General features: G+C 39.4%; 19 protein-coding genes. 17 read left to right on the top strand and 2 right to left on the bottom strand.

Annotated elements, in window-relative coordinates; all coding sequences use genetic code 11:
- The first annotated feature begins 5 nt into the window (after positions 1-5).
- From IE222_RS07145 to IE222_RS07135, 3 genes are read left to right on the top strand one after another with little or no spacing between them, the layout of a single operon-like run.
- Positions 6-623 (top strand): YesL family protein, encoded by a 618-nt coding sequence (locus IE222_RS07145; RefSeq protein ID WP_191271193.1) that lies wholly within the window; start codon positions 6-8, stop codon positions 621-623.
- Between the two features lie 37 nt (positions 624-660).
- On the top strand, positions 661-2541 hold the full coding sequence (locus tag IE222_RS07140; protein WP_191271191.1) for a beta-N-acetylhexosaminidase: 1881 nt from the start codon (positions 661-663) through the stop codon (positions 2539-2541).
- Positions 2542-2553: 12 nt separating this feature from the next.
- Entirely contained in the window at positions 2554-5664 is a 3111-nt protein-coding gene (locus tag IE222_RS07135; protein ID WP_191271189.1) for an alpha-mannosidase, read from the top strand.
- 90 nt (positions 5665-5754) lie between these two features.
- Here IE222_RS07135 and IE222_RS07130 read toward each other — a convergent pair whose 3' ends face one another.
- Complete coding sequence (locus IE222_RS07130) at positions 5755-6483, bottom strand: ThuA domain-containing protein (RefSeq protein ID WP_191271187.1); 729 nt, start codon at positions 6481-6483, stop codon at positions 5755-5757.
- A 197-nt stretch (positions 6484-6680) separates the two neighbouring features.
- Here IE222_RS07130 and IE222_RS07125 point away from each other — a divergent pair, with 197 nt between their 5' ends.
- The 14 genes from IE222_RS07125 to IE222_RS07060 all read left to right on the top strand — a co-directional run bounded on the left by IE222_RS07125 (position 6681) and on the right by IE222_RS07060 (position 24165).
- A complete protein-coding gene (locus IE222_RS07125; protein WP_191271185.1) occupies positions 6681-7610 on the top strand; it encodes an ABC transporter permease in 930 nt (309 codons plus the stop codon).
- Positions 7611-7721: 111 nt separating this feature from the next.
- Entirely contained in the window at positions 7722-8654 is a 933-nt protein-coding gene (locus IE222_RS07120) for a carbohydrate ABC transporter permease (RefSeq protein WP_191271280.1), read from the top strand.
- A gap of 22 nt (positions 8655-8676) precedes the next feature.
- Positions 8677-10131 (top strand): ABC transporter substrate-binding protein, encoded by a 1455-nt coding sequence (locus IE222_RS07115; protein WP_191271183.1) that lies wholly within the window; start codon positions 8677-8679, stop codon positions 10129-10131.
- A gap of 197 nt (positions 10132-10328) precedes the next feature.
- Positions 10329-12128 (top strand): sensor histidine kinase, encoded by a 1800-nt coding sequence (locus IE222_RS07110; protein WP_191271181.1) that lies wholly within the window; start codon positions 10329-10331, stop codon positions 12126-12128.
- Positions 12121-13626, top strand: coding sequence for a response regulator transcription factor (locus IE222_RS07105; protein WP_191271179.1), 1506 nt, complete (start codon positions 12121-12123; stop codon positions 13624-13626). Before IE222_RS07110 ends, IE222_RS07105 begins: the two co-directional genes overlap by 8 nt.
- 22 nt (positions 13627-13648) lie before the next feature.
- Complete coding sequence (gene gmuD, locus IE222_RS07100) at positions 13649-15061, top strand: glycoside hydrolase family 1 protein (RefSeq protein WP_223282608.1); 1413 nt, start codon at positions 13649-13651, stop codon at positions 15059-15061.
- A 24-nt stretch (positions 15062-15085) separates the two neighbouring features.
- On the top strand, positions 15086-15991 hold the full coding sequence (locus IE222_RS07095) for an ROK family protein (RefSeq protein ID WP_191271177.1): 906 nt from the start codon (positions 15086-15088) through the stop codon (positions 15989-15991).
- Between the two features lie 30 nt (positions 15992-16021).
- Positions 16022-16885, top strand: a complete 864-nt coding sequence (locus IE222_RS07090; protein ID WP_191271175.1) for an ROK family protein — start codon at positions 16022-16024, stop codon at positions 16883-16885.
- Between the two features lie 304 nt (positions 16886-17189).
- Positions 17190-17972, top strand: a complete 783-nt coding sequence (locus IE222_RS07085; protein WP_191271173.1) for an endonuclease/exonuclease/phosphatase family protein — start codon at positions 17190-17192, stop codon at positions 17970-17972.
- 362 nt (positions 17973-18334) lie between these two features.
- Positions 18335-18997: a YesL family protein gene (locus tag IE222_RS07080; protein ID WP_191271171.1), complete on the top strand. Its 663-nt coding sequence runs from the start codon at positions 18335-18337 to the stop codon at positions 18995-18997.
- A 69-nt stretch (positions 18998-19066) separates the two neighbouring features.
- A complete protein-coding gene (locus IE222_RS07075) occupies positions 19067-20038 on the top strand; it encodes an ABC transporter permease (RefSeq protein WP_223282607.1) in 972 nt (323 codons plus the stop codon).
- Positions 20039-20062: 24 nt separating this feature from the next.
- Positions 20063-20956, top strand: coding sequence for a carbohydrate ABC transporter permease (locus IE222_RS07070; protein WP_191271169.1), 894 nt, complete (start codon positions 20063-20065; stop codon positions 20954-20956).
- A 114-nt stretch (positions 20957-21070) separates the two neighbouring features.
- The gene (locus IE222_RS07065) at positions 21071-22705 is read left to right on the top strand and encodes an extracellular solute-binding protein (RefSeq protein ID WP_191271167.1); all 1635 of its coding nucleotides are present in this window, start codon (positions 21071-21073) and stop codon (positions 22703-22705) included.
- An 86-nt stretch (positions 22706-22791) separates the two neighbouring features.
- Positions 22792-24165 (top strand): alpha-L-fucosidase, encoded by a 1374-nt coding sequence (locus IE222_RS07060; RefSeq protein ID WP_223282606.1) that lies wholly within the window; start codon positions 22792-22794, stop codon positions 24163-24165.
- Positions 24166-24238: 73 nt separating this feature from the next.
- On the opposite strand, the gene IE222_RS07055 is transcribed toward IE222_RS07060, so the two are convergent.
- Positions 24239-25249, bottom strand: a complete 1011-nt coding sequence (locus tag IE222_RS07055) for a LacI family DNA-binding transcriptional regulator (RefSeq protein WP_191271165.1) — start codon at positions 25247-25249, stop codon at positions 24239-24241.
- Positions 25250-25498 lie beyond the last annotated feature (249 nt).

Raw genomic sequence — 25498 nt, 5'->3', positions numbered from 1 at the left:
ACGCAATGAAAAAAGGTTCATGGATGATAGTCGTTTGTGAATGGATATGGAGAGCTGCCTTGGCCAATATGTGCTGGATTGCTTATACTATCCTGGGATTAGGGGTTTTGGGCTTTTTCCCTGCGTCAGTTGCCCTGTTTACGCTAGTCCGAAAATGGCTTAGAAACGATACAGATGAACCTGTTTTAAAGACATTTAATCAGGTCTATTTTAAAGAATGGAAAAGAAGTAATGGAATCGGCCTTGTATTTTATGGCATTGGCCTTTTCCTCTTTGTTGATATCAGAATAGCAGAACAACTGATGACAGGCGTTTTTGCCAGCTTTGTTTTAATTGTATTATACATCTTAGTGTTTGTTCTCTTGCTTTCAGTTGGCTATTTTTTTGCCATTTACGTCCATTACAAGCTGTCCAATAAGGAATATATCAAACAGTCGTTACTGCTTACCTTAACAAGCCTGCCGTCAACCATAATTATTGGGATTGGTTTTATTTTTATTGGCTATGTAATTAATCGTTTTCCTGGCCTTATACCATTTTTTTCTGCGGTCGCACCCGCCTTATGGATGATGAAAATTTGTCTTGGACGATTTAACGCGATAGAAAGACGGCTTAAGCAGTAATAACGATGCTGGAATTTGGAATACAGGGGGCTTCTTAATGGAACTGCATATAAGGGGAGATCTTTCATCTGTAGTGGATGGTCTAAAGATTGTATCGAACCATTTAAATTTTCAACTTACTACTACCGGTTATCCGATTCAAGTAAAGCATCAAAAAGGTCAGTTAAGAGTTGTTAATAAAAACGGCCAAGGAGAAATTATCTTCGATCAGCCGGTTCATTTTTTTCGGGCATTAGGATTATGGCTTGAACATTTTCGTAAAAGCAGTGAATTTAATGTTTCGGAGATTCCACAGTTTGACATGAGCGGTGTGATGCTGGATGCCTCTAGAAATGCTGTCCCAACTGTGGCGGACGTAGAAAAGCTGCTGCAAAATATGGCTGTTATGGGGCTTAACACGTTGATGCTCTATACAGAGGATACATATGAGGTGCCGGAACATCCTTATTTCGGTTATATGCGAGGAAGATACACGGCAGAGGAATTAAAGGCATGTGATGATTATGCCTCGAAGCTTGGGATTGAAATGATTCCGTGCATTCAAACCTTGGGTCATTTACGGGAAGCACTTAAGTGGAATTATGCTTCGGATATTAGAGATACAGACGATATTATATTGGTGGATGAACCTAAGACATATGAATTCTTGGAAAATTGTATCAGGGCTGTCTCACAGCCTTTTAGGAGCAATCGTATCCATATCGGAATGGATGAAACGTTTCAGCTTGGTTTAGGGAAGTATTTACAAAAACACGGGTATGAGAGCCATATTGATATCATGAATCGCCATTTGAAAAAGGTAGTGTCTATTACGCAAAAGTATGGACTGAAACCAATGATATGGAGTGATATGTACTTCCCGTTATTTGCAGAAACCAGTGATTATCGAAAGGAAAACGGACAGATTCGTGAAGATATTCTGGCTGGCATTCCGGATGTTGAGCTAGTTTATTGGAATTATTATCGCAAAGAGCAGGAAGTCTATGAAAAAGATTTTCAAAATCATAAGCTGCTGGGCCGGACACCGATTTTTGCCGGCGGGGCATGGACCTGGAATGGAATCGCTCCGAACTATGGTAAAGCCATTGTAACCACAGAAGCGGCAATGGCTGCTTCTAAAAAAGAAGGAATTAAAGAAGTCATTGTCACACTTTGGGGTGATAACGGAGCAGAAACACCGTTCTCCACCGCCTATCCGATGCTGCAATTGTTCGCTGAACATTCCTATCATCAGGAAGTTGGACTTAAGCAAGTGTCCGAACGGTTTGCGTTTTGCTGTGATGGGCAGTTTGAAGATTTTATGATTCTAAAACGCTTGGATGAAACACCGGGTGTCATAGAGGATAACATGAATATTTCAATGACTTCTAAAGTGGCCATGTATCAGGATATTTTAATAGGATTATATGATGACAATATCAGCGGGCTTTCCCTGGGAGAGCATTATGAAAAATTAGTCCCGAAGCTTGAAAAGGCTAAACAAAACAATCCTAAATGGGAAAGTCTATTTGATTTTTATGAGCAATTGGCAAGGGTGTTAAGTGTGAAGGTGGAAATTGGACTTCAGCTTAAGGAAGCATATGAGGAAAAAGATGTTGAGCGAATGAAAACATTTATCCCTAAGCTGGATTGGTTACAAACCAATGTAGATCTGCTGCGGAAAAAACACCGAAGCATTTGGTTTAGTGCCTATAAACCGTTTGGCTGGGAAGTGATTGATATTCGTTATGCTGGTGTGATGACTAGGATGGATACCGTGAAATACAGGATTAACGACTGGCTGGATGGAAGGATTTCAAATATCGAAGAATTAGAAGAGGAACGACTGCGTCATGATGGGCCATGGGAAATTTTTGACGGGCTCGTAGGCGGCAATATTTATCATCGAATTGTAACGGCTGGTAATTTTTCATTATAGTGGGGTGAAGATATGTTTTTAACTGAGAGAAAATTTGAAGAGCGTATAAGAGAATTAAGTGGTTATCGTTATCGCGACTGTGTCGCAATTGAGAAATTCAACACCAGTGAGGATGACGGTGAAATTGGAGCACATCCTCCGGTTAAATATGATGAAGGAAACATCATGCATATTGGTGACTATTGGAAGGGACGCGACCGATACCTATGGCTGCATGCCGATGTGGATGGTCATTTACCAAATAACGGTCAGCAAGTAGTGGGACTTTTCTCATTTGGGAAAACGGGCGGCGGAAATAACTCCGGTTTTGAATCGTTACTGTTTGTGAATGGCAAGCCATACCAAGGAGTCGATTCCAATCATGAGGAAGTTCTTTTTGATGGAGAAACAGTTAAAGGACCGATTCGTTTAGATTTCAGGCTTTGGTCAGGACTTGAGGGCGGCGGTGTTCCAGTTGAAAATGAATTTAAACTGCAGATCGCTAAAATCGGCTGGCTGGATACACATGTAGATAATTTATATTACACGTTATTAGCTGCTTACGAAGTGTTAAAGGAAAGTAATGAAGGTGAATCCCATTATTCGGTTTTGAAACAAATGATTCAAGATGCACTGCAGCGAATCAATTGGACTGAACCGGGAAGCGCTGAATTTTATGAATCATGTTATGAAGCGGAATCAGGCTTAACACAAGCGATTCAAGCAGTTGAGAAAACGTCGGATATTACGATTCATACGGTTGGTCACACACATATCGATGTTGCCTGGCTTTGGCGTTTAAGAAATACAAGGGAAAAATCAGCCCGTTCATTTTCAACGGTCCTGCATTTAATGAAGCAGTTCCCTGAATATTTATTCCTTCAAACCCAGCCGCAGCTTTATGATTACATCAAGACAGATTATCCGGAAATATATGAACAGATGAAAGCAAGAATTGCGGAAGGCCAGTGGGAAGCAGGCGGTGCAATGTGGCTGGAAGCCGACTGTAATATCCCAAGCGGCGAGTCACTTGTCCGCCAAATCCTGCACGGGAAAAACTTTTTCAAAGAAGAGTTCGGCGTCGACTGTAACTATCTCTGGCTGCCGGATGTTTTCGGCTACAGCTGGGCGTTGCCGCAGATTTTGAAAAAATCAGGGATCGACACAATGATGACCACAAAGATCAGCTGGAATCAATATAACCGGATGCCTCATGATACGTTTTACTGGAAGGGAATTGACGGATCAGAGATTTTAACACACTTTATCACCACACCGGAACCATGGAACGGTCCGGACTCTTGGTTCTATACGTATAACGGCTTCATTACCGCTAAAACGGTAAAAGGTGCTTGGACAGGTTATCGTGACAAGGATTTATCCAAAGACCTGCTGCTTTCTTATGGGTATGGTGACGGCGGCGGCGGTGTTAATCGCCATATGCTGGAAATGCGTCGCCGATTTGATCAATTGCCAGGCATGCCAAATGTGAAAACATCCACTGCAGGTGAATTTTTTGAAAAACTGCATGAAAATGTAGAGAAGTCAAAAGGATATATCCATAAGTGGGACGGCGAACTATATTTGGAATACCACCGCGGTACTTATACAAGCCAGGCCTTTATGAAAAAGATGAATCGCAGACTGGAGCTCTTATATCGCAGGGCAGAATTCCTCTCTTCATGGCTTTCTGAAAATGGAGTGTGGCTTGGCGATGACGAGCTCAAAAACGGCTGGAAAATTATTTTAAGAAATCAATTTCATGATATTATTCCAGGCTCTTCGATTCATGAAGTTTACGAAGATGCCAAGGAAGAATATGCGGAAGCATTCCAAATCGTACAACAAGTGGAGACAAAAATTGTTCAAAACGGAATTGATGAGGCGGAACGTTCTGTCGTTTTATTCAATTCAACCCATCATACAGGCAGAAGAAATGTGTTCATTTCTCAGTTTGTTGATTTTGCTGCAGGGGTTTGGACGGATGACAGCGGCAAGGTGTTAAACCATCAAAAACGTGCCGATGGCTGGTTTGTTGAGGTGGATGCCCTGCCATCATTCGGTGCCAAAACATTGTATTTCGAAGCGCAGGAAATGAATAAGGAATCTGAATCGAGCTTCACCTATGATGATAGGAAACTAGAAACACCATATTATCTAGTTGAGTGGAATGAGTTCGGGCAGATAACGAAGATTTATGATAAAGAAGCACAGCGCCAGGTTCTAGCGGAAGGTCAAAAAGGCAATGTGCTGCAAATCTTTGAAGATAAACCACTTGCCCACGATGCATGGGATATTGATCTTTTCTATCAAGAAAAAATGGAAGAAATTCGTGATATCGCCACATTCGAAGTGGTGGAAAATGGAGAGCTTTCTTTTAGCATTCTTGTTACTTGGAAGTACCATCATTCTGATATTTCACAGCGAATTGTCTTCTATCAAAATGATCGCCGGATTGATTTTGAAACAAATGTTGACTGGCATGAAAAAAGAAAACTGCTTAAGGCCGCATTCCCTGTGGAAATCCGTGCAACAGAGGCTACCTATGATATTCAGTATGGCAATGTAAAGCGCCCGACACATTGGAATACAAGCTGGGATATGGCAAAGTTTGAAACAGTTGGCCACCAATGGGCTGATTTATCAGAACCAGATTACGGGGTCAGTTTGCTGAATGATTCCAAATATGGGTATGACATCAAGGAAAACGTGATGCGATTAACCTTATTAAAATCGGCTATCCATCCGGATCCGCAGGCTGATCAAGGCATGCATAGCTTTACGTATTCACTTTATCCTCATATGGGCGATTGGCGTCAGGCAAAGACAGTAGACAAAGCATGGGACTTAAATGATCCAATTTTCGCGGTTGAAGGGAAATGGACGAAGGATGCATCCTTTATTGAAGCAGATGCAGACCATGTTTGGATTGATGCGGTTAAGCCGGCTTACGATGGTAATGGTATCATTGTCCGGATGCATGAATATGAGGGACGCAGAGGCAAGGTGAATCTGACAGTTCAGAAAGACAACACATTATGGGTTGAGACGAATTTGATGGAGGAACCACTTGCAGAAGCATCCGCATCACCAATTGCATTTGAAATTAAACCTTATGAGATTAAGACAATTAGGATTATGTAATTAAAAAATGACCGGCTGGATTTTTTCCGCCGGTCATCTGGCTTTTAACGTGGTAAATTTGATTTTTACATACCCCGATACCGATGGGCCTTATTCTGATTTTTCGCCTTTTAAAATTTCTAATGGGTTCGCGTATCCATAAACCGGCCTTTGGTTAGATACGGGTTCGGCCCATTTGACTGCATTGATGAGGACACGCTGGATTTCCTTGTTGTGATAGGTCGGATAGGTTTCGTGCCCTGGGCGAAAGTAAAACACTTTTCCATTTCCACGTGTATAGGTACAGCCGCTGCGAAAAACTTCTCCTCCTTCGAACCAGCTGACAAAGATTAGCTCTTCTGGCTGTGGAATATCAAAATGTTCCCCGTACATTTCTTCTTGTTCCAGTTCAATATATTCAGAGATTCCGGTTGTAATAGGGTGACTTGGGTTCACGATCCAAAGGCGCTCTTTTTCACCAATTTCCCGCCATTTTAGATCACAGCTTGTACCCATTAAGGCCTTGAATATTTTTGAAAAATGACCAGAGTGCAGTACAATAAGTCCCATTCCATCAAGAACACGCTGCTTCACTTTTTCAACTATGTAATCCTTAACCTCACTGTGGGCCAAATGTCCCCACCAAATTAATACATCGGTATCGTTCAGGACCTCATTTGTAAGACCGTGCTCTGGCTCATCTAACGTGGCTGTTCGTACCTCAAAGCCTTCTGACTGAAGAAACGCCGCAATCGTTCCGTGAATGCCATTTGGATAGGCATCCCTTACCACAGGATTTTGTTGTTCATGGCGGTTCTCATTCCATACTGTCACTTTCACGTATTTTTCACTCCTTTTACAAAAATCTTAATGAATCCGATTCCATCATAGCTGTTTCTAATGAAATATTAACAGCAAAAATGACAATTTTCTAAGAATTTTTCAGTTAATCCTAAATTAGTCAACTATAAATCGTGCCTATTTCACTATAAAATAAAGCTATGGAAGTGCTTACATGATGTGAGAGGAGGAATAACATGAAAAGTTTTGCACGTGATTTATACAAAAATCGTATTTGGCTGCTCATGGTTTTACCAGGAACCATTTGGCTGCTATTGTTCTCTTATTTACCAATGTTTGGGCAAGTGTTGGCCTTTAAAAAATTCCGAATTGATCCGGATGGCTTCTTTGCAAGCGTTATGAATAGTGAATGGGTCGGCTTTGATAACTTTAAATATTTATTCAGTACGAATGATGCGTGGATTATTACGAGAAATACGCTCGTCTACAATATTATCTTTATTGTAGTAGGGCTGATAGCAGCGGTAGCAACCGCAATCCTGCTTAGTGAGTTAATAAATAAGAGGTTATCTAAAGTCTATCAGACTTCCATTTTATTCCCGCATTTTATATCTTGGGTTATCGGAAGTTACTTTGTCTTCACTTTCCTAAGTACGGAAAACGGTTTGCTCAATCATGTTCTCGCCTGGTTCCACGTCGATCCTGTTTCGTGGTATAGCGAATCAAAATATTGGCCATTTATTCTCGTGTTTATGAGTTTGTGGAAGGGTGTTGGTTACGGAAGTATTGTTTATTTAGCTTCCATCGTCGGAATTGATCGAACCTATTATGAGGCCGCGATGATTGATGGTGCATCAAAATGGAAGCAGATTAAGCATGTTACCTTGCCAATGCTAAAACCGTTAATGATTATCCTTACGATTATGAATATCGGAAGAATCTTCAACTCGGATTTTGGATTGTTTTATCAAGTACCAAGGGATTCAGGGGCATTGTATTCGGTGACAAACGTTATTGACACATTCGTGTACCGTGGTCTTATGAATCTAGGGGATATTGGTATGAGCACGGCAGCGGGTCTTTATCAGTCAGCTGTAGGATTTATCCTCGTCATCATTACGAACTACATTGTTAGAAAAATTGATGAGGAGAGCGCATTGTTTTAATCTTCAATTGCGCTTTTCTTAGAAGGGAGGAAAAGTCGCCCGGCGGCTATCTATATGCCAAAACTAGAGCAAAATCAACCAACTGTCACGATGCCAAGTTCACTGGAAGGAATGAAAGGGGGTGGGATAAAGAAGCGCAGGAAAAAGTATCGCGACCCTCAAGCTTTACCCCCAGTCGTTAATACAATTGTTAGTGTATTACTTGGGATTCTAGCGATCACGTGCATATTTCCTTTTATCTATGTCATTATCATTTCCTTTACGAGTGAAGAAAGTATTGTCAGAAATGGTTTTCAATTGATACCGAAGGAATGGAGTCTTGACGCGTATCATTATCTTTGGAGCATGAAGGAACAGCTCTTTCGTTCTTACGGTGTGACAATTTTTATTACGATTGTCGGTACGATTATTAGTGTGTTCATGATTACCTTTTACGCTTATGCGATTTCTAGACCGCAATTTAAATATCGTAAATTTTTCACATTCCTGGCATTCTTTACAATGCTGTTCAGCGGCGGGTTAGTTCCTACGTATATAGTAATTACCCAGTTCCTGCACTTGAAGGATACAATTTGGGCGTTGATCTTACCGCTTTCCATGAACGCTTTTTATATCATCATTATGAGAACATTTTTCCTGAAATCGGTTTCGGAATCGATTTTAGAATCAGCGAGAATTGATGGTGCTAGTGAATTACGGATTTTCTTCCAAATCATCTTCCCGCTGTCATTACCGGGAATCGCCACAATTGCCTTATTTAGTACACTAGGCTATTGGAATGATTGGTTTACAGCGCTACTGTATATTGATAATCCGAATTTAGTACCATTACAATCTTTATTGATGAAAATAGAAGCTAATCTTGAATTTATGCGGCAGAATATGGATATAGCAAACATGCAGTCAAGCTTGTTTAATACGATCCCGCAAGAGTCTGCCAAAATGGCTATGGTTGTAATCGCCACTTTACCGATAGCAGTTTCGTATCCGTTCTTTCAAAAGTACTTTATTAGCGGACTGACTATTGGCGGCGTTAAAGAATAGACAACAGAAAGAGGAGAGTTGAATGAAGAAGAAGTTAGGTATTTTACTAGCATTAGTCCTGTCTATTGGAACCATTCTTTCTGCCTGCAGCAGTAAAGAGGATTCTGCAGCAGAAAAGAGCGGTAAAAATGGACAACCATATGAAATAAAATGGTATACCGTCGGCACACCGCAAAAGGATACAGACAAAGTATTTGCTGAGGTTAACAAGTATCTAAAGAAAAAAATCAATGCAACAGTCAAAATGACCCAAATTGATTGGGGCGATTGGGCACAAAAATCTCAGGTAATGATTAACTCTGGTGAACCATTTGATATTATTTTCACAAATGGAACGGATTATGTTCAAAATGCCCAAAAAGGTGCTTTCTATGCTATTGATGACATGTTAAACAATGAAGGTAAAGCGTTAAAACAAACGATTGACCCAGCGTTATTAGAAGGAATTAAGATTGACGGTAAGACTTACGGTGTTCCTACTAATAAAGAGGCAGCAAGACAAAGTGTTTATACATTCAATAAGCGCCTTGTTGACAAATATCATTTTGATATTACAAAAGTAAAAACATTAGAAGATCTTGAACCAATGTTGAAGGTTATTAAAGAAAAAGAGCCTAAGATTACCCCAATGGCAACATTTAAGGCTTACCTGCCATTTGATTATATCTTTAATGGCGAAATGCCATTTGGCATTCCATTTGAAGGCGATAGAGACCATGTTGTGAACCCATTTGCAACTGATGTAGCTATGCAAACATATAAAACAATGCATTCTTATTATAAGGCTGGATATCTTAAAGAAGATGCTGCAACAAGTAAAGACAGCTGGCCAATGGACGTAGAAAACTGGTTTGTCCGCATGGGTGATTCTCAGCCATATGCTGATTTATTATGGTCTCGCTCAGCGAAGTATGATGTTGTTTCTGTTCCTGCTGAACAGCCAGTAACGATTAATGATTCTGTATCAGGCTCTATTCAGGCGATCTCAGCAACATCCAAGAATCCTAAGAAAGCAATGGAATTTTTAACCCTGCTTAACACGGATGAATATCTCCGTAACCTAGTGGATAAAGGGATTGAAGGCGTTCACTACAAAAAGAATAGTGATGGAACGATTGAAGATTTACCAGCACGTATCGACCGCTATAATTTGCCAACTTATTCTTTAGGAAACCACTTTATCCTATATCTATACAAAAACGATCCGAAAGATAAGTGGGAAAAATTCAAGGAGTTTAACGAGTCAGCTACAGCGGCCCCAACACTTGGTTTTCACTTTAATAGTGACCCAGTAAGATCTGAGCTTGCAGCGATTACGAATATCTCAAAAGAATTCTATCCTGCATTAGCAACCGGTTCTGTTGACCCAGAAAGCTATCTTCCAAAATTCAATAAGAAGTTAAAAGAAGCTGGCCTTGATAAAGTCTTAAAAGAAATTCAAAAGCAATTTGATGATTGGAAAAAGACACAAAAATAATAATCAAAGAAAACTCGGCGACTGGCGAGCACGTTAGGGCGAAGACAGAGGCGTAGTTGCACTTATGCCTGATAGGAAAGTTTTACTTTCCTATCGGCCAATAAAATCAAGCTGAGCAAATTACACTCAGCTTGATTTTATTTCATCTTATTTATTGTTAGAATAAAGAAAATAATAGAATCATTAGGGACGGTAAAATGGATATCAGAGGAAAAGAACGTTTTAAACAAAACATTTTTAATAAACTATTTCTTATTTCTTCACTGACGATTATCGTAACCGTGATTATCTTAATTGTTACCATAACCAATTATTACTCCGATGTGATCATTCAAAAGGAAGTTAATATTAATACAAGAACAATGGAAAGAGTAGAAGATTACTTTTCCACGAAAGATGCAGATATTAATCGGGCAAAACGAGGGTTTTATACAAAAGGAGATGTGATTGATGATGTTACCTTCGCTCTCCATAACGGATATGAGAAATACTTAGAATATCGGTTAGATAAATTCTCGGAAAGCCACTCGTCTATTCCGAATAATATTGATACGTACTTCACTGCCTATTTTGGCCAAGATGAAGATATTAATGCGATTAGTTTGCGTTCGGTAGAAAACTCCTCTATCGAATATATGCTAATTTACAACCAATTACGATGGGATAAAAGCATCATAGAGAATTCAACGAGTTCAAGCTCACTTCTCTCAGAAAAATTACCAAGGCTTCCTGAAGTAAGCCAGGAAAATGATAGAACACTAAAAGATACAATTACTAAAAAGATTATTTTAAATAATCCTGGAACATTAAAAAAGATGGGCGAAGTTACGATTTTTTACTCTACTAACCGCTTAGACAAAATCATTAAAAAGCATGAAACTACACCAGCTTCCTTTTTTTTAATGGATGCTGATGGGAAAATCATTTATTCAGTAAACAAGAGTGATGTTCCTTTAGAAATGGTAAAACAGATCAATCCGGAAACAAATGAAACGAAAATAAAGTGGAACAATGACCATTTTTATATAAATACGATCGCAAACAAAGGAGATTATACGTACGTAAGTGTGATTCCCGATAGGGGGATGCAGAAGCTCACGATTGTCAGGGGAACAATGTGGGCCGTCATTATTTTCCTTATTGTGATATCGATTCTAATCTCTTATTCTTTTACCTACAATTATTCAAAGCGAATTAACAGGATTGTGTCAATTATCCGCCAGGTTGAGAAGGGGAATTTGGATGCTAGGATTCCAAAATCCAAACGGGAGGATGAATTATCTAAGATTGCGGTGAATATCAATTCGATGTTAGATGAATTGAATAGTTATATTGAAGAATTTTACCTGTTAAATTTAAAACAGCAGCAAGCAGAATTAAAAGCACTTCAAGCACAAATTGATCCGCATTTTTTATTCAATACGCTTGAAGCGATTCGAATGGTCGCTGTTATGGAGGGATCAAAGACCTCTAGTAAAATGATCTTTCACTTATCTAAACTATTTCGTTATTCGTTAGAGGCAAAAGATACGGTCCCTTTATATACGGAAATGGAGTATGTGAATCAGTATTTGACATTGATGCAATATAAATATCCGAATAAATTGCATGTACACTTTGACATCCCTAGTGATGTTGAAAAAACACTTGTGCAGAAGCTCATTTTACAGCCGATTGTTGAAAATTATTTTGTGCATGGTTTTAAAAAGGAACGGTCTGATAATGAGTTAACTATTTGTGCCGTTCTCCGCGGAGACAAAGTAGAAATCAGTGTAGAGGATAATGGCAAGGGAATGACAGAAGAGGAACTTGCAAGGATTATCCAGCATATCAATCGTGAAGAGGGTGAGGAAATGCGATCTATCGGGTTAAGAAATATTCATCAACGATTAAAACTGAAATACGGGGATCCGTTTGGTCTAACACTGCAAAGTACAAAGGAAAAAGGAACGATTGTGACACTATCGATTCCTGTAAGAGGAACTGCTCATGTATAAAGTACTTCTTGTCGATGATGAATCACTAATTACAATGGGTCTCCAGGCATTATTAGATTGGGAAGACTATGGGTTTGAAATTGTGGCAACAGCGGAGAGCGGGGAAGAGGCACTCCACTATCTAAAAGAAAACCCTATTGACCTGCTTATTACCGATTTATTAATGGGTGAAATGACTGGTTTAGAGTTAATTAAAGAAACGAAAGAAGTCCAGCCAAAGGTTAAAAGTATTGTGTTAACTGGCTACCAAGAGTTTGAGTTTATTAAACAAGGGTTGTTATTAGGAATTGAAAACTATTTAGTGAAGCCTGTGGATGAGGATGAATTAATTACGACTATCAAAAATGTTGCTCAAAAACTGAATGCCATGATGGGCGAAGATCAGGTACAAGAGCCATCCACACTTAAGGATAATACACTTTGGCGGTTTTTAAATGGTGAGATTGATAAAAATGATTGTCTTGAAAGGTTATCTTTATACAATGTCCAGTTTGATAAGCCGTTTTTTAATGTTTCTATTTTAAGCTTTGAAAATTCCCACAATGCGGAAATAACAAAGGAAATTAGGAACTATATTGAAGACCATTATTCAGCAGCCTGTCTCAATACTCCAAATCAAGAGTTATTGATGATTTTTGGAGCCACAAGTGAAGAGGAATTATTTGTAAACAACCAAAGTCTTGCCGACTATCTAAAAACTGAGGGAAGCGGTGCGGGTTTATTTTATTTAACGATGGGAAAACCCGTTATGACAATTGATGAATTTGAAGAGAGTTTTTCTATTGCGAGAGAGTATAGTTTACTTCAACTATATTCACAACCAAATATTCTTATTTCAGAGCGTTTCATGGTGGATAAGCAGGAAGAAATAAAGAAGCAGCAAGAGTTAAAGGAAAGTATTGTTAAGAAACTTTTGCAGGCAGATGAAAATTCGCTGGACGTTATCGATTTGTTCTTCGAGGATTTAATGAAACGTTCCAAATATATATCGCCTCAGGTTGCCAGAAAATATACGTTTGATTTCATCTCTTATATCCATTATTCACTTCAGCCGGACGATCTTTCCTATTATACAGCTTCTGTGGAAAGAATGGTTTATAGCCATGACATCGATCAGCTGAAAGAGATATTGAAGGAATACTGCCGTGAGTTACTGCTTTCTATTCATCAGCAGACAAATAAGCGCAGTCCTATTGTCCAGAACGTTCTTGATTATATTCATGCACATTATGATCAAGGGATTTCGTTAAAAACATTAGGCCAGCAGTTCCATGTCAATGCCATTTATTTAGGTCAACTGTTCCAAAAGGAGTTAGGGGTTGTCTTTTCCGAGTACCTAAATCGCTATCGTTTGGAAAAGGCAAAGGAATTGCTAAAAACAACCCATTATCGTGCAGGGGAAATTGGTAAAAAGGTTGGTTATTCCGATACGACTTACTTTTATAAACAGTTTAAGAAAACGGTTGGTGCAACACCAAGCGAGTGGAGAAAAATATAATAAAGGGAGACAGTGATGATTTATGGACAAAATACCGCATGAGGATCAACTTACTTATCCATTTCCAAAAAACTTCTGGTGGGGCAGTGCAGCATCAGGTCCGCAAACAGAAGGTGCCGCAAATTGTGATGGAAAAAAACCAAACATCTACGACTATTGGTACAGCATCGAACCAGAGAGTTTTCATAATCAAGTAGGACCGGAGCATACCTCTGATTTCTATCATCGCTATAAACAAGATATCCAGTTAATGAAGGAAACGGGCCATAATTCATTCCGAACCTCGATTCAATGGTCGCGGTTGATTCCAGATGGTGTCGGGGAAGTCAATCCGAAGGCAGTTGATTTTTACAATGGTGTGATTGATGAACTGATTGCCAATGATATTGAACCATTTATGAATCTCTATCATTTCGATATGCCGATGTGCATGCAGGAAAAAGGCGGCTGGGAATGCCGGGAAGTCGTCGATGCCTATGTGAACTTTGCGAAAAACTGCTTTCAACTTTTTGGTGACCGTGTAAAATATTGGTTTACGTTTAATGAACCGATTGTTCCGGTAGAAGCAAGTTATCTATATAATTTGCATTATCCTAAAGTCGTAGATTTCAAGCGCGGGGCGCAGGTGGCCCACAATACCATTGTTGCCCATGCAAAAGCGGTAGAGGTCTTCAAAAAATTAAATATAGATGGAAAGATCGGTATTATCCTGAACTTAACACCATCCTATCCAAGAAGTCAGGAGCCAAAGGATGTCAAGGCAGCCCATATAGCTGATTTATTCTTTAACCGCAGCTTCCTAGACCCTGTAACAAAAGGTGAATATCCAAAGGACCTAGTCGAGATTTTAAAAGAAAGAGAACTGCTTCCAGCAGTGGAACCCGGGGATTTAGAGGTCATCCGTAACAATCCAATTGATATTTTAGGGGTGAACTACTACCAGCCCCGTCGTGTCAAAGCAAAGGAAGAGCAGGTGCCGGCTGGAGCTCCGTTTATGCCGGAACATCTTTTTGACCCATATATTATGCCGGGCCGTAAAATCAATCCACACCGTGGCTGGGAAATTTGTGAGGAAGTCATCTATGACATTATGATTGATATTCGTGATCATTATGGCAATATCCCGTTCTTTATCTCTGAAAATGGAATGGGTGTAGAAGGAGAAGAAAAATTCCGAAATACAGAAGGATTTATTGAGGATGATTACCGGATTGAATTTATTCAGGAACATCTGAAATGGGTGCATAAAGGTCTAAAAGAGGGAGCCAATTGCCTTGGTTATCACCTTTGGACATTCATGGATAATTGGTCTTGGGCAAATGCCTATAAAAACCGCTATGGTTTAGTAGAAGTGGATTTGAAAAATAATTTCAAAAGAACGATTAAGAAATCAGGCAGATGGTATAAAAAGCTGTCTGACAACAACGGTTTTTAAAACTTTTTCAGTAAGGGGATTCTGATGAAAGCCTATATGGTATTCGATATTGGCGGCACATTTATAAAGTATGCCGTTATGGATCAAGCAGCAAAGAAGCTTGTGAGCGGGAAATTTCCAACCCCTCATGAAGGTTTAGACAGTTTTTTGGAGAATATTAACGAATTAGTCGACCATTTTAAGAATTCCTATGATCTTCAAGGCGTTGCATTGAGTTCACCTGGTGCAGTCGATGTGAAAACCGGGTTTATTGGCGGGGCCAGTGCTATTCCTTATATACATGGGGTTCCTATGACCGACCTTCTAAGAGAAAGGACCGGTCTTCAAGTATCGATTGAAAACGATGCCAACTGCGCCGCTTTGGCAGAAGGCTGGTTAGGTGCAGCGAAAGGAGCAGATTACTACATTTGTATTGTCATCGGGACGGGGATAGGCGGAAGCATTGTCATGAATCACACCATTTTACGCGGGGCTGTCCTTCACGGCGGAGAGTTTGGCTACATGATTATGGGTGGGTCTGGAAAAACAACTCGAGACCCATTGCAATCCACCTGGAGTAAGTCTGCCTCTACTAATGCCCTTGTGAGAGAGGTTGAAGTGAAAAAATCATTGGCACAAGGGTCGCTGGATGGTGAAGAAGTATTCCGTATGGCAAAAGCAGGGGATAACATTGCCCAAGAATGTATTGCTCAATTTTATAAAAAAATAGCTATTGGAGTTTATAATTTGAAATATGCTCTCGACCCTGAGAAAATTCTTATTGGCGGAGGAATTAGCAAGCGGCCAGAGGTGATTGAGGGAATCAATCAGGAATTAGGTTTATTGAAGGACGATATCTCAACATTACATATTGAAGTCGAAGCCTGCCAATTTGATAATGATGCAAACTTAGTTGGCGCCTTGTTTCATTTCTTGCGGAGATGTCATTAGTTACTAATTACGATATGGAGGAAGCTGAGAATGTTAGGTGCGATTGAAGCCGGAGGAACAAAATTTGTTTGTGCGGTTGGAGATGAGAAAGGCAATATTATTGATCGAGTTAAGATTCCAACTACTGTGCCTGAGGAAACGATGGCAGAGGTCATTGCTTTTTTTAAAAAATATGAGCTGGATGCAATAGGAATCGGTTCATTTGGTCCTGTTGATGTAAATCTGGAAAGCCCTTCATATGGTATGATTACATCTACACCTAAATTGGCATGGAAGAACTTTCCGTTTGTTCAAGCAATGAAAGATGCCTTTTCGGTACCGATTGGTTTCAATACTGATGTAAATGCAGCGGCTTTAGGGGAGGCAACCCACGGCGCTGCAAAAGGTTTGGACAGCTGCTTGTACATAACTGTCGGTACGGGAATTGGCGCAGGAGCTGTGGTTCAAGGTAAGCTTCTACAGGGACTATCCCATCCGGAAATGGGCCATATCCTGGTTAGGCGTCATCCAAATGATCCGTACCAAGGTAAATGTCCTTATCATGGAGATTGTTTAGAGGGTCTTGCAGCGGGTCCAGCAATCGAAGAACGCTGGGGGACAAAAGGGATCAACTTAGTGGACAGACAGGATGTATGGGAATTAGAAGGCTACTATATTGCGCAAGCGCTCATGCAGTATATTCTAATCCTTTCGCCAAAACGGATCATTCTTGGTGGCGGCGTAATGAATCAGAAGCAGGTGTTCTCTTATGTTTATAAGTACTTACAGGAGATGCTTAATGATTATGTTTCCCTGCCAGAGTTATCGGAATATATTGTAAGTCCAGGGCTAAAAGATGATGCAGGAATTACAGGGTCTCTTTTGCTAGCCCACCAAGCACTGACAGAAGCATAGTATTAATATGCGGCAGTATCTTTGAATGCTGCTTTTAGCAATGTACTAAAAACGCGTTAGAATTCCTATAGGAATTCTAACGCGTTTTTTTATCTTATGGCTTAAACGGATGCCTGGTTTCAGCCAATTTTCCTCATTTGTACTATGCTTTAAGTCATCATAAACATATTTAGAGCAAAAATTACATAGCGATAAAAGGCGGCCGAAAAGGGTGTATGCATAGTAAGATTTACTAGGACATGAAAAACATATTTACGTGAGCCTTTATCTCAATATAGGCTATTAGCTATAAGGGGGAATGACAATGAAAGATCAATTACTGGTTATGTCTTATAATTTGAAAAATGCTTATGATGTAACACCCAATTCTTGGGCGGAGCGAAAAGGAATGGTAAGGGACTTACTTCAACAAAATTCACCTGATCTGATTGGGACCCAGGAGTGCTTGTATAATCAAGTGACGGATATGCTGGAGATGCTACCGGATTACGATTGGGTTGGACTAGGAAGAGAAGGCGGCTGTGAAGGCGAATACGCGGCCATTTTCTACAAAAAGGACCGTTTCCATGTTTTAGAATCAGGTCATTTTTGGTTGTCGGATACTCCTGAAAGAGTCGCTTCCGTAACCTGGGGACATGTGGTCACTAGGATTGTCACGTGGGTAAAGTTTATGGACAGAAAGAACAATCAATTATTCTATCATTTCAATACCCATTTTGATCATGAATCTTCAGTGGCAAGGGAAAAAAGTGCGCATTTACTTCTTCAGACAATCGGGCAGATAGATGAAAACCTGCCAGTTATTTTAACGGGTGACTTTAATGCCGAGCACCTGTCCAAGCCCTATACCATCCTTACAAAAGAAGGGGCACTTTCAGATACTTGGTTTATGACAAATAAAAGGCTTAATGAAGAAAAAGGCACCTTCAATGATTACTGTGACCCAAATGGTGGAAGTGATCGAATTGATTGGATTCTTGTCCGCGGCAGTATCAAAGTAGACTCTGTTGGAATCATTGCAGATTGTCCGGATGGCCGTTTTCCTAGTGATCACTTCCCAATCGTTGCTACTTTAGATTTTACATAAATTTACTCATCGAAGATGGTGTGAATTGATCAAGATTCTTTGTGGGATTTATGAATCTAGTGAAACGGCAAAGAAATCTTTTTTTGAATAAATAGCAGTGCTGATCAGCGCTCAAAAATGTGATAAAAAAGGCTGAGAAAATTATCAGCCTTTTTTTATTTGTTAAATTCTAAAAATTTTATAATATCAAAAAATTATTGACGAATATATTCCTGATTGTTACAATTGAATTACCGATAACATTTTATACCATTTAAATGAAAGCGTTATTTTAAAGTCATATTGTGGCTGTCGATATTAGTGAATACTTGTCTATATGCCCAATGCTAAAATTAAGCAGTTAAATTCTTGGGGGTGATTCTTTGAATGCCTTAGGGAAGGTATTGTATGGTGTAGGTGATTTACTAGCAAAGGCCATGTATCTGCATTTTTTATGGGTCGTATTTACCCTTGCCGGTTTAATCATATTTGGCGTGATGCCAGCCACAGTATCCGTTTTTACCGTTATTCGAAAATGGCTTATGAAGGAGAATGATGTTTCGATTTTTGGCACGTTTTTAGACTCCTATAAGTCCTATTTTGTAGAAACAAATCTAATAGGTCTCTTTTATTTCTTAATAGGTTTATTTCTATATTTTGACCTTCACATTTTAAATACCGAATTAGACGTAACCATTCTTCGTGTCTTCACATCCGTTGCAGGATTTCTATACATACTCATGGGACTCTTTTTGCTCCCCGTTTATGTTCATCTCAACTTGTCGAAACTAAACTATATGAAACAAAGCTTATTAATGGTCTTCGCCCGTCCTTTTGAAGCGCTCTTCATGTTAATAAGTTTAGTAGTTTTATATTATCTTTTTCTTTATCTCCCGGTTTTATTATTCTTCACCGGATCAACCATCGCAGCCTTTCCAGTGATGTGGATTGGAATGCGTACTTTTAATAAAATTCAAATGAAACAAACAGCATACTTACAATCTGGTACAAACATGAATAAGTCTATGGATTCGACATTTAATTGAGTATTTGCATTTATGTCTGTTATCGGTAACATTTTTCTAGAAATTTAAAATAAGAGGGAGTGTTAGTCATTGAATGTTACTAGGGTAGTTGCGGATAAAACGACTATTTCTGAAGTCAAGCTGAAAAACAAGAAAAGTTTTTTAACAAAAATTAAAAAAAGCTGGCAGCTATATGTCCTCTTTATTCTGCCGCTGACGTATATTTTGGTTTTCCAGTACTATCCAATGTATGGGGCTTCTATCGCGTTTAAAAACTTTGACCCTGTATTAGGAATTGGTGGAAGTCCATGGGTAGGGTTTGAGCATTTTAAAAAGTTCTTTGAGTCATACGATTTTGTCAGGGTATTGAAAAACACCTTATTATTAAGTCTCTATAGTTTGATTGCAGGATTCCCGCTGCCGATTTTATTAGCATTAAGTCTCAACTATGTTTACTCTAAGAGATTTAAGAAAGCAGCTCAGTTAATTACATATGCTCCCCACTTTATATCGGTTGTCGTTATGGTTGGGATTATTTTTATGATTTTAGATCCAAGGGGTCCATTAAATAGTATTCTATCTCTGTTTGGGGTTAAAGAGGAAATTAACTTTATGGGTGAAGCCGGTTATTTTAAATCAATATATGTTCTTAGCGGAATCTGGCAAAATGTTGGTTTTGGCTGCATTATCTACTTGGCGGCATTGACAGGAATCAGTCCTGAATTGCACGAAGCCGCCATCGTGGACGGTGCTTCAAAGATCCGCAGAATCTGGCATATTGATATACCAGGTATTATGCAGACGGCTGTATTGGTTCTTATTCTTAACATGGGAAGCTTTCTTGATACCGGTTTTGAAAAAGTCTTATTAATGCAAAACCCTTTAAATATTTCATCATCTCAAGTTATTGATACCTATGTGTACAATGTCGGACTTGTCTCGGCGCTGCCGCAATATTCATATGCTGCCGCTATTGGACTCTTTAAATCCTTGGTAGCTTTTATCCTGATTATTGCATCCAACAAATTGGCAAAGAAGGTCGGACAGGATGGACTATGGTAAAACTATTAAAAAAGGAGGATTCTTATGAACATAAAAATTGCCGAGACAAGAGGTGACCGCATATTTACAGTGTGCAATTATATTTTCCTATCACTCCTTGTCCTTTCCGTTTTGTATCCGCTTATTTATGTCGTTAGCGCATCCTTAAGTTCAACAAAGGCTGTAGCAAGCGGACAGGTTTGGTTATTTCCGGTAGATTTCAGTTTGTTAGGTTATAAGACAATCTTTGAATACAGCAAAATTTGGCTGGGATATGGAAACTCCTTGTTTTATATGATTGTTGGAACAACAGTGAATGTTATCTTGACTATCCTTGCGGCATACCCGCTGTCACGAAAAGACTTTTATGGGCGCGGATTCTTTATGTTCCTGTTTGTCTTCACGATGATGTTTAATGGCGGATTGATTCCAACTTATCTTCTTGTAAGCGATTTAGGTTTAGTGAATACCCGCTGGGCCCTTATTATTCCGAGTGCCTTGTCAGTGTTCAATGTCATTATTACGATGAGTTTCTTTAGAGCTACTATTCCAAATGAATTGTTGGAATCAGCTCAACTTGATGGGTGCAATGATTTTAAATTTTTACTGAAAATTGTGTTACCGCTTTCAGCACCAATCATTGCAGTTATTTCTCTTTTTTATGCAGTCGGGCATTGGAATTCTTATTTCGGTGCATTGATATACTTGCGTGATGCCAGCTTATTCCCGCTGCAGCTCATTTTAAGGGACATTCTTGTTCAAAACAGTGTTGACCCTGCTATGCTTGGTGATGCAACACAATTGGCCAATAAGATTGGCTTACAGCAGTTGTTAAAATACTCACTTATTGTTGTATCTTCCCTTCCGGTTTTAATTGCCTATCCTTTCGTCCAAAAGTACTTTGTAAAAGGCGTCATGATTGGGTCTCTAAAAGGATAGCTAAGCAGGTCTCATTTTGTTTCCAATGAGAGGGGGGATAGGGTTTATTGAAACAATAACATTTCTTAAAGCAAAAGGTAATTTCTATAAAACTCTACTAAAGGGGATGAAACCATGAAAAGAAAATTTAATGTGCTATTGTCATTAGTAACAGCAATGTTAATGTTATTGGTTGGCTGCTCGGATAGTGCTTCCAATACCAAAAAGGAAACGAAACCAGCTAAAGACATTGTCACGGAAGCAGGAACATTTCCAATTGTAAAGAAAAAAGAAACCCTAACGGTCCTTACACATTCGAACACTGGAGTAAAAGACTTTAAAACCAATGAGTTTACAAAATGGTACGAGGAAAAAACAGGTGTACATATTAAGTGGGAGGTTCTTCCTGAGGAAGGGGCTATGGAAAAGTTAAATCTGATGCTGGCCAGCGGTGAATATCCGGATGTCATTATGGATATGGGGCTTAAACCGGCGCAATTGCGCGTATATGGGGAGAAGGGCGTCTTTCTAAAGCTAAATGATTTGATTGAAAAGTATGGTGTTCAAACGAAGAAAATGTTTAACGAAATGCCTTTAGTTGAAGATGCTGTAAAAACTCCAGATGGCCATATTTATGCCTTGCCGCAAGTAAATGAATGTTTTCACTGTACTACGTCTCAAAAAATGTGGATTTATAAACCATGGTTGGACAAGCTTGGGCTTGATGTCCCAACTACCACAGAAGAATTTTACAATGTGATGACGGCATTCAAAACACAGGACCCAAATGGCAATGGAAAGGCTGATGAGATTCCGCTTTCAGGTATGAAGAGCTATTGGCATGAAGAAATTGCGGGATTTCTGATGAATCCTTTTATCTATAGTGATAAATATATTGAAGATGGGAAAATTGTCGTTCCTTGGGATAAGCCTGAATGGAGAGATGGCTTAAAGTATTTAAATAAAATGTACAAGGCAGGTTTAATTTATTCTGGTTCCTTTACACAGGACCCAGACCAATTTAAAAAGCTGGGTGAAAATCCAGACATTCCAATTTTAGGTGCTGCAGCATCATCGGTTCCTTCATTTTTTGTAGATGTATCAGATAAGGGAAGAGCTAAGGATTATATCGCTGTACCGCCTTTAAAAGGTCCAAATGGCCAACAAATTACGCTGTATGAACCATCTCCAGTTACCCGTCCGGCTGAGTTTATCATAACGAATAAAGCCAAGCATCCTGATGTTGCCTTTAGATGGGCAGATGCGATGTATGATCAGGAAATTACAATCAATTCTGTTTTTGGAATGGGTCAGTTCATGGATGCAAAAGATGGGGAAGTTGGTTTAGATGGCAAACCAGCTAAATGGACACTAAAAGAGCAAGATCCAAACAATGTTAATAATAATATAAGTTGGAACCAAACGGGACCTTCTCTAAGAACAAATGAATTCCGTGCTGGACAGGCAGTACCTGAGGGTGACCAGGAACAGCTTTTATGGAAGGCAACAGAACAACATGTACCATACATTTCAAAAACAATCCAGCCGGTTCCGCGTCTATTCTTTAGTGAGGAGGACTCAAACAAATTAGCTACTCTTGAACAATCAATCGATAATTATATTGATGAAATGACAGCTTCGTTTATTACCGGAAAGACAAAATTGAATGATAAGTCATGGAAAGAGTATATCAAGAATTTAGAGGGTGCTGGCATAAAAGATTACCTGCAAATCTATCAAAATGCTTACAATGAAAAATACAAAAAATAATTCACTTTCATTGATCTAAACGAAAAGGGGAAGGGATTGCTCTTCTCTTTTTTGTTCCCGGTTCAATTGTAAAAGGAGATGATTCTGTGGCAAATGAAATTAAAGAAAAGGAAGTTACGGAAGGTGTGCATAACTACAGTTCTGAAAAAGATTGGGTGAAACCAGAAAATCCGCTTCTATTGGAGCGCTTAGAGTGGTTTCAGGACCAAAAGCTTGCACTAATGATGCACTGGGGACCGTATTCTCAATTAGGATTAGTAGAATCATGGGCATTAAGTGATAAGGACGCAGAATGGTCACGGAACGATATTGACTGGATAGATGATGCAGAGGAATTTAAACGGCAATACTTCGAGCTAAACAAAACCTTTAACCCCCTGCGGTTTCAGCCTGAAGTTTGGGCAGATTTGGCTGCTGAAAATGGCTTTAAATATTTAATTTTTACCACGAAACATCATGATGGCTTTAGCATGTGGGATACAAAGGAGACTGAGTATCGAATTACAGGTCCGGAGTGCCCGTTCCATACCAATAAATATGCGGATATTTGCAAGCATGTTTTCCATGCCTTCCGCCAAAAAGGGCTGGGGATTGCTGCCTACTTCTCTAAAGCAGATTGGAATACAGATTATTATTGGGCCCCGGGAATGGAAAGGGGCAGAGAAATGTGGCGCGGCCCGTCCTATGACCCTGAAGAATATCCATGGCTGTGGGATCAGTTTGTAAATTTCGCCCATAATCAAATTATGGAGCTGATGTCCAATTACGGAAAGATTGATATTTTGTGGCTGGATGCCGGCTGGGTAGGTAAAGGAAAACAGGATATCCGTCTGGGAGAAGTCGTGGAAAAAGCCCGTAAATTACAGCCATGGCTGTTGACAGCTGATAGAACAATTGGTGGTCCGTTTGAAAATTATGTTACACCTGAACAGACCATCCCTGATAGGGCTCTGCATGTACCTTGGGAGAGCTGTATCACGATGGGCACAGCTTTTTCTTTTAGATATGAAGATGACTATAAGTCCACACGGGAACTTGTAAATATATTGGTTGAAGTTGTAGCTAAAGGCGGCAACCTTGCTCTTAATGTGGCGCCACAGCCTGATGGGCGCCTGCCAAGAGTGGCCATTGAAAGGATGAGGGAACTCGGTGAATGGTTAAAGGATTATGGTGAGGCCATTTACGGAACACGTATCTGCGCCCCTTACTTCACAGAAGATTTCGCTTTTACATCTAAAGGAGACACTGCTTATTGTTTCCGATTATTTAAGAATGAGGCTGATTATTCTTATGAAGAATCTCTGAAGATTCCATATACCCAAAAGGTTAATCAAGTGGAAATGCTCGGAGGAAAAGGGTTCGTTGAATTTGAACAGACTGATGCCGGAATTACGGTTAAGGTTCCAAGATTGGAAGATGGGGAGATGGCTCCGATTGCCTATGTCTTTAAATTGACTTAAACCTATCTAAATGGAGATTTGTGTGAAAAAGGGTTTGATCTCATTATGCTTATGAGGTCAGACCCTTTTATCATTATTTTCTCATTGAAGAATTACGGATAATGATTTCGGGCGGGAGGATAACTCTTTGTTTTTCCGCCGGACCATTTCCTTCGACTCGTTCAATTAATAACTGAATACCCATATACCCGAAATTGTAAGCAGGCTGTGCGGCAAGTGTTAGAAACGGGTTAAAATCCGGAATTGGATCGGGATCATCAAAGCAAACAACCGCCATGTCTTCCGGCACTCGAACATTTAATTGACGCAGACTTTTTATCGTATTAATCGCAATAAAATTGTTTGCAGCAAAAATTGCTGTCGGCCTTTTAGACTCTGGCAGGGAGATAAGATTTTTAACAACCTTATGGGAATCATTTTGCCTATAGGAAATATTGGAAGTCAGTTGTTTATTGGCTTCGATACCAGCTAAGCGTAAAATTTCAAAATACGCCTTTTCCCTTTCGCGTGCTGTTGAAATATTAGCTGGTCCATTGATAAGGGCAATTTTTGAATGGCCTTGTTTAATTAAATGTTCTAATAGCTGCCTTGTCCCATGGTAACTGTCACCAATGACTAAATCACAGTCAATCCCATTTACCTGCCGGTCGATTAATACGAACGGTATTTTATTTTTTATCAGGGTTTTAAGATTTTTTTTTGATTCATCTCCTGCCGGCGCCATAAGTACACCATCAACACCTGATGAAATAAGCATATCAACATACTCTGATTCCTTTTCAAGGCTTTCATCGCTATTGCTTAAAAGTAACCGGTACCCCATCTGCTTTGCTTTATCTTCAGCGCCCCGTGCCACTTTTGTATAAAAAGGGTTGGTTATATCGGTAATTAGCAAGGATAAGATTTTTGATTGTTTAAGCGTTAGGCTCCTGGCAGCATTATTGGGGATATAATTTAGCTCTTTAATAATCTTTTCGACTTTCTCTCTTGTTTTTTCACTAATTTTCCCTGAATTATTCACTACTCTTGAAACGGTCATAGGAGAGACATTTGCCTTTTTTGCGATGTCATAAATAGTGACCATGTAATTTCTCCTTTTTAAAAAGATTCATTACTATAAATATATGGCATAACTATGATTGACAGCAACTAATTTCCATGTTATTTTTGTGTTATTGGTAACATTTTATAATTTTCTAACAACAAAATCAGGCGTGGATGATCGGATAGTTTAGTAGAGATTGACCATAAAGCATACGACCGATGGAATAAAAGAGCATGTTCTTTTTTTTAGATTAGACCCGTGTTGAGAGTTGTCACTAAATATGACTGC

Source organism: Neobacillus kokaensis, from assembly GCF_014656545.1.
Classification (GTDB): domain Bacteria; phylum Bacillota; class Bacilli; order Bacillales; family Cytobacillaceae; genus Neobacillus; species Neobacillus kokaensis.
The sequence above is the reverse complement of the archived record's forward strand: the minus strand, read 5'-3'. Positions and strand labels throughout refer to the sequence as shown.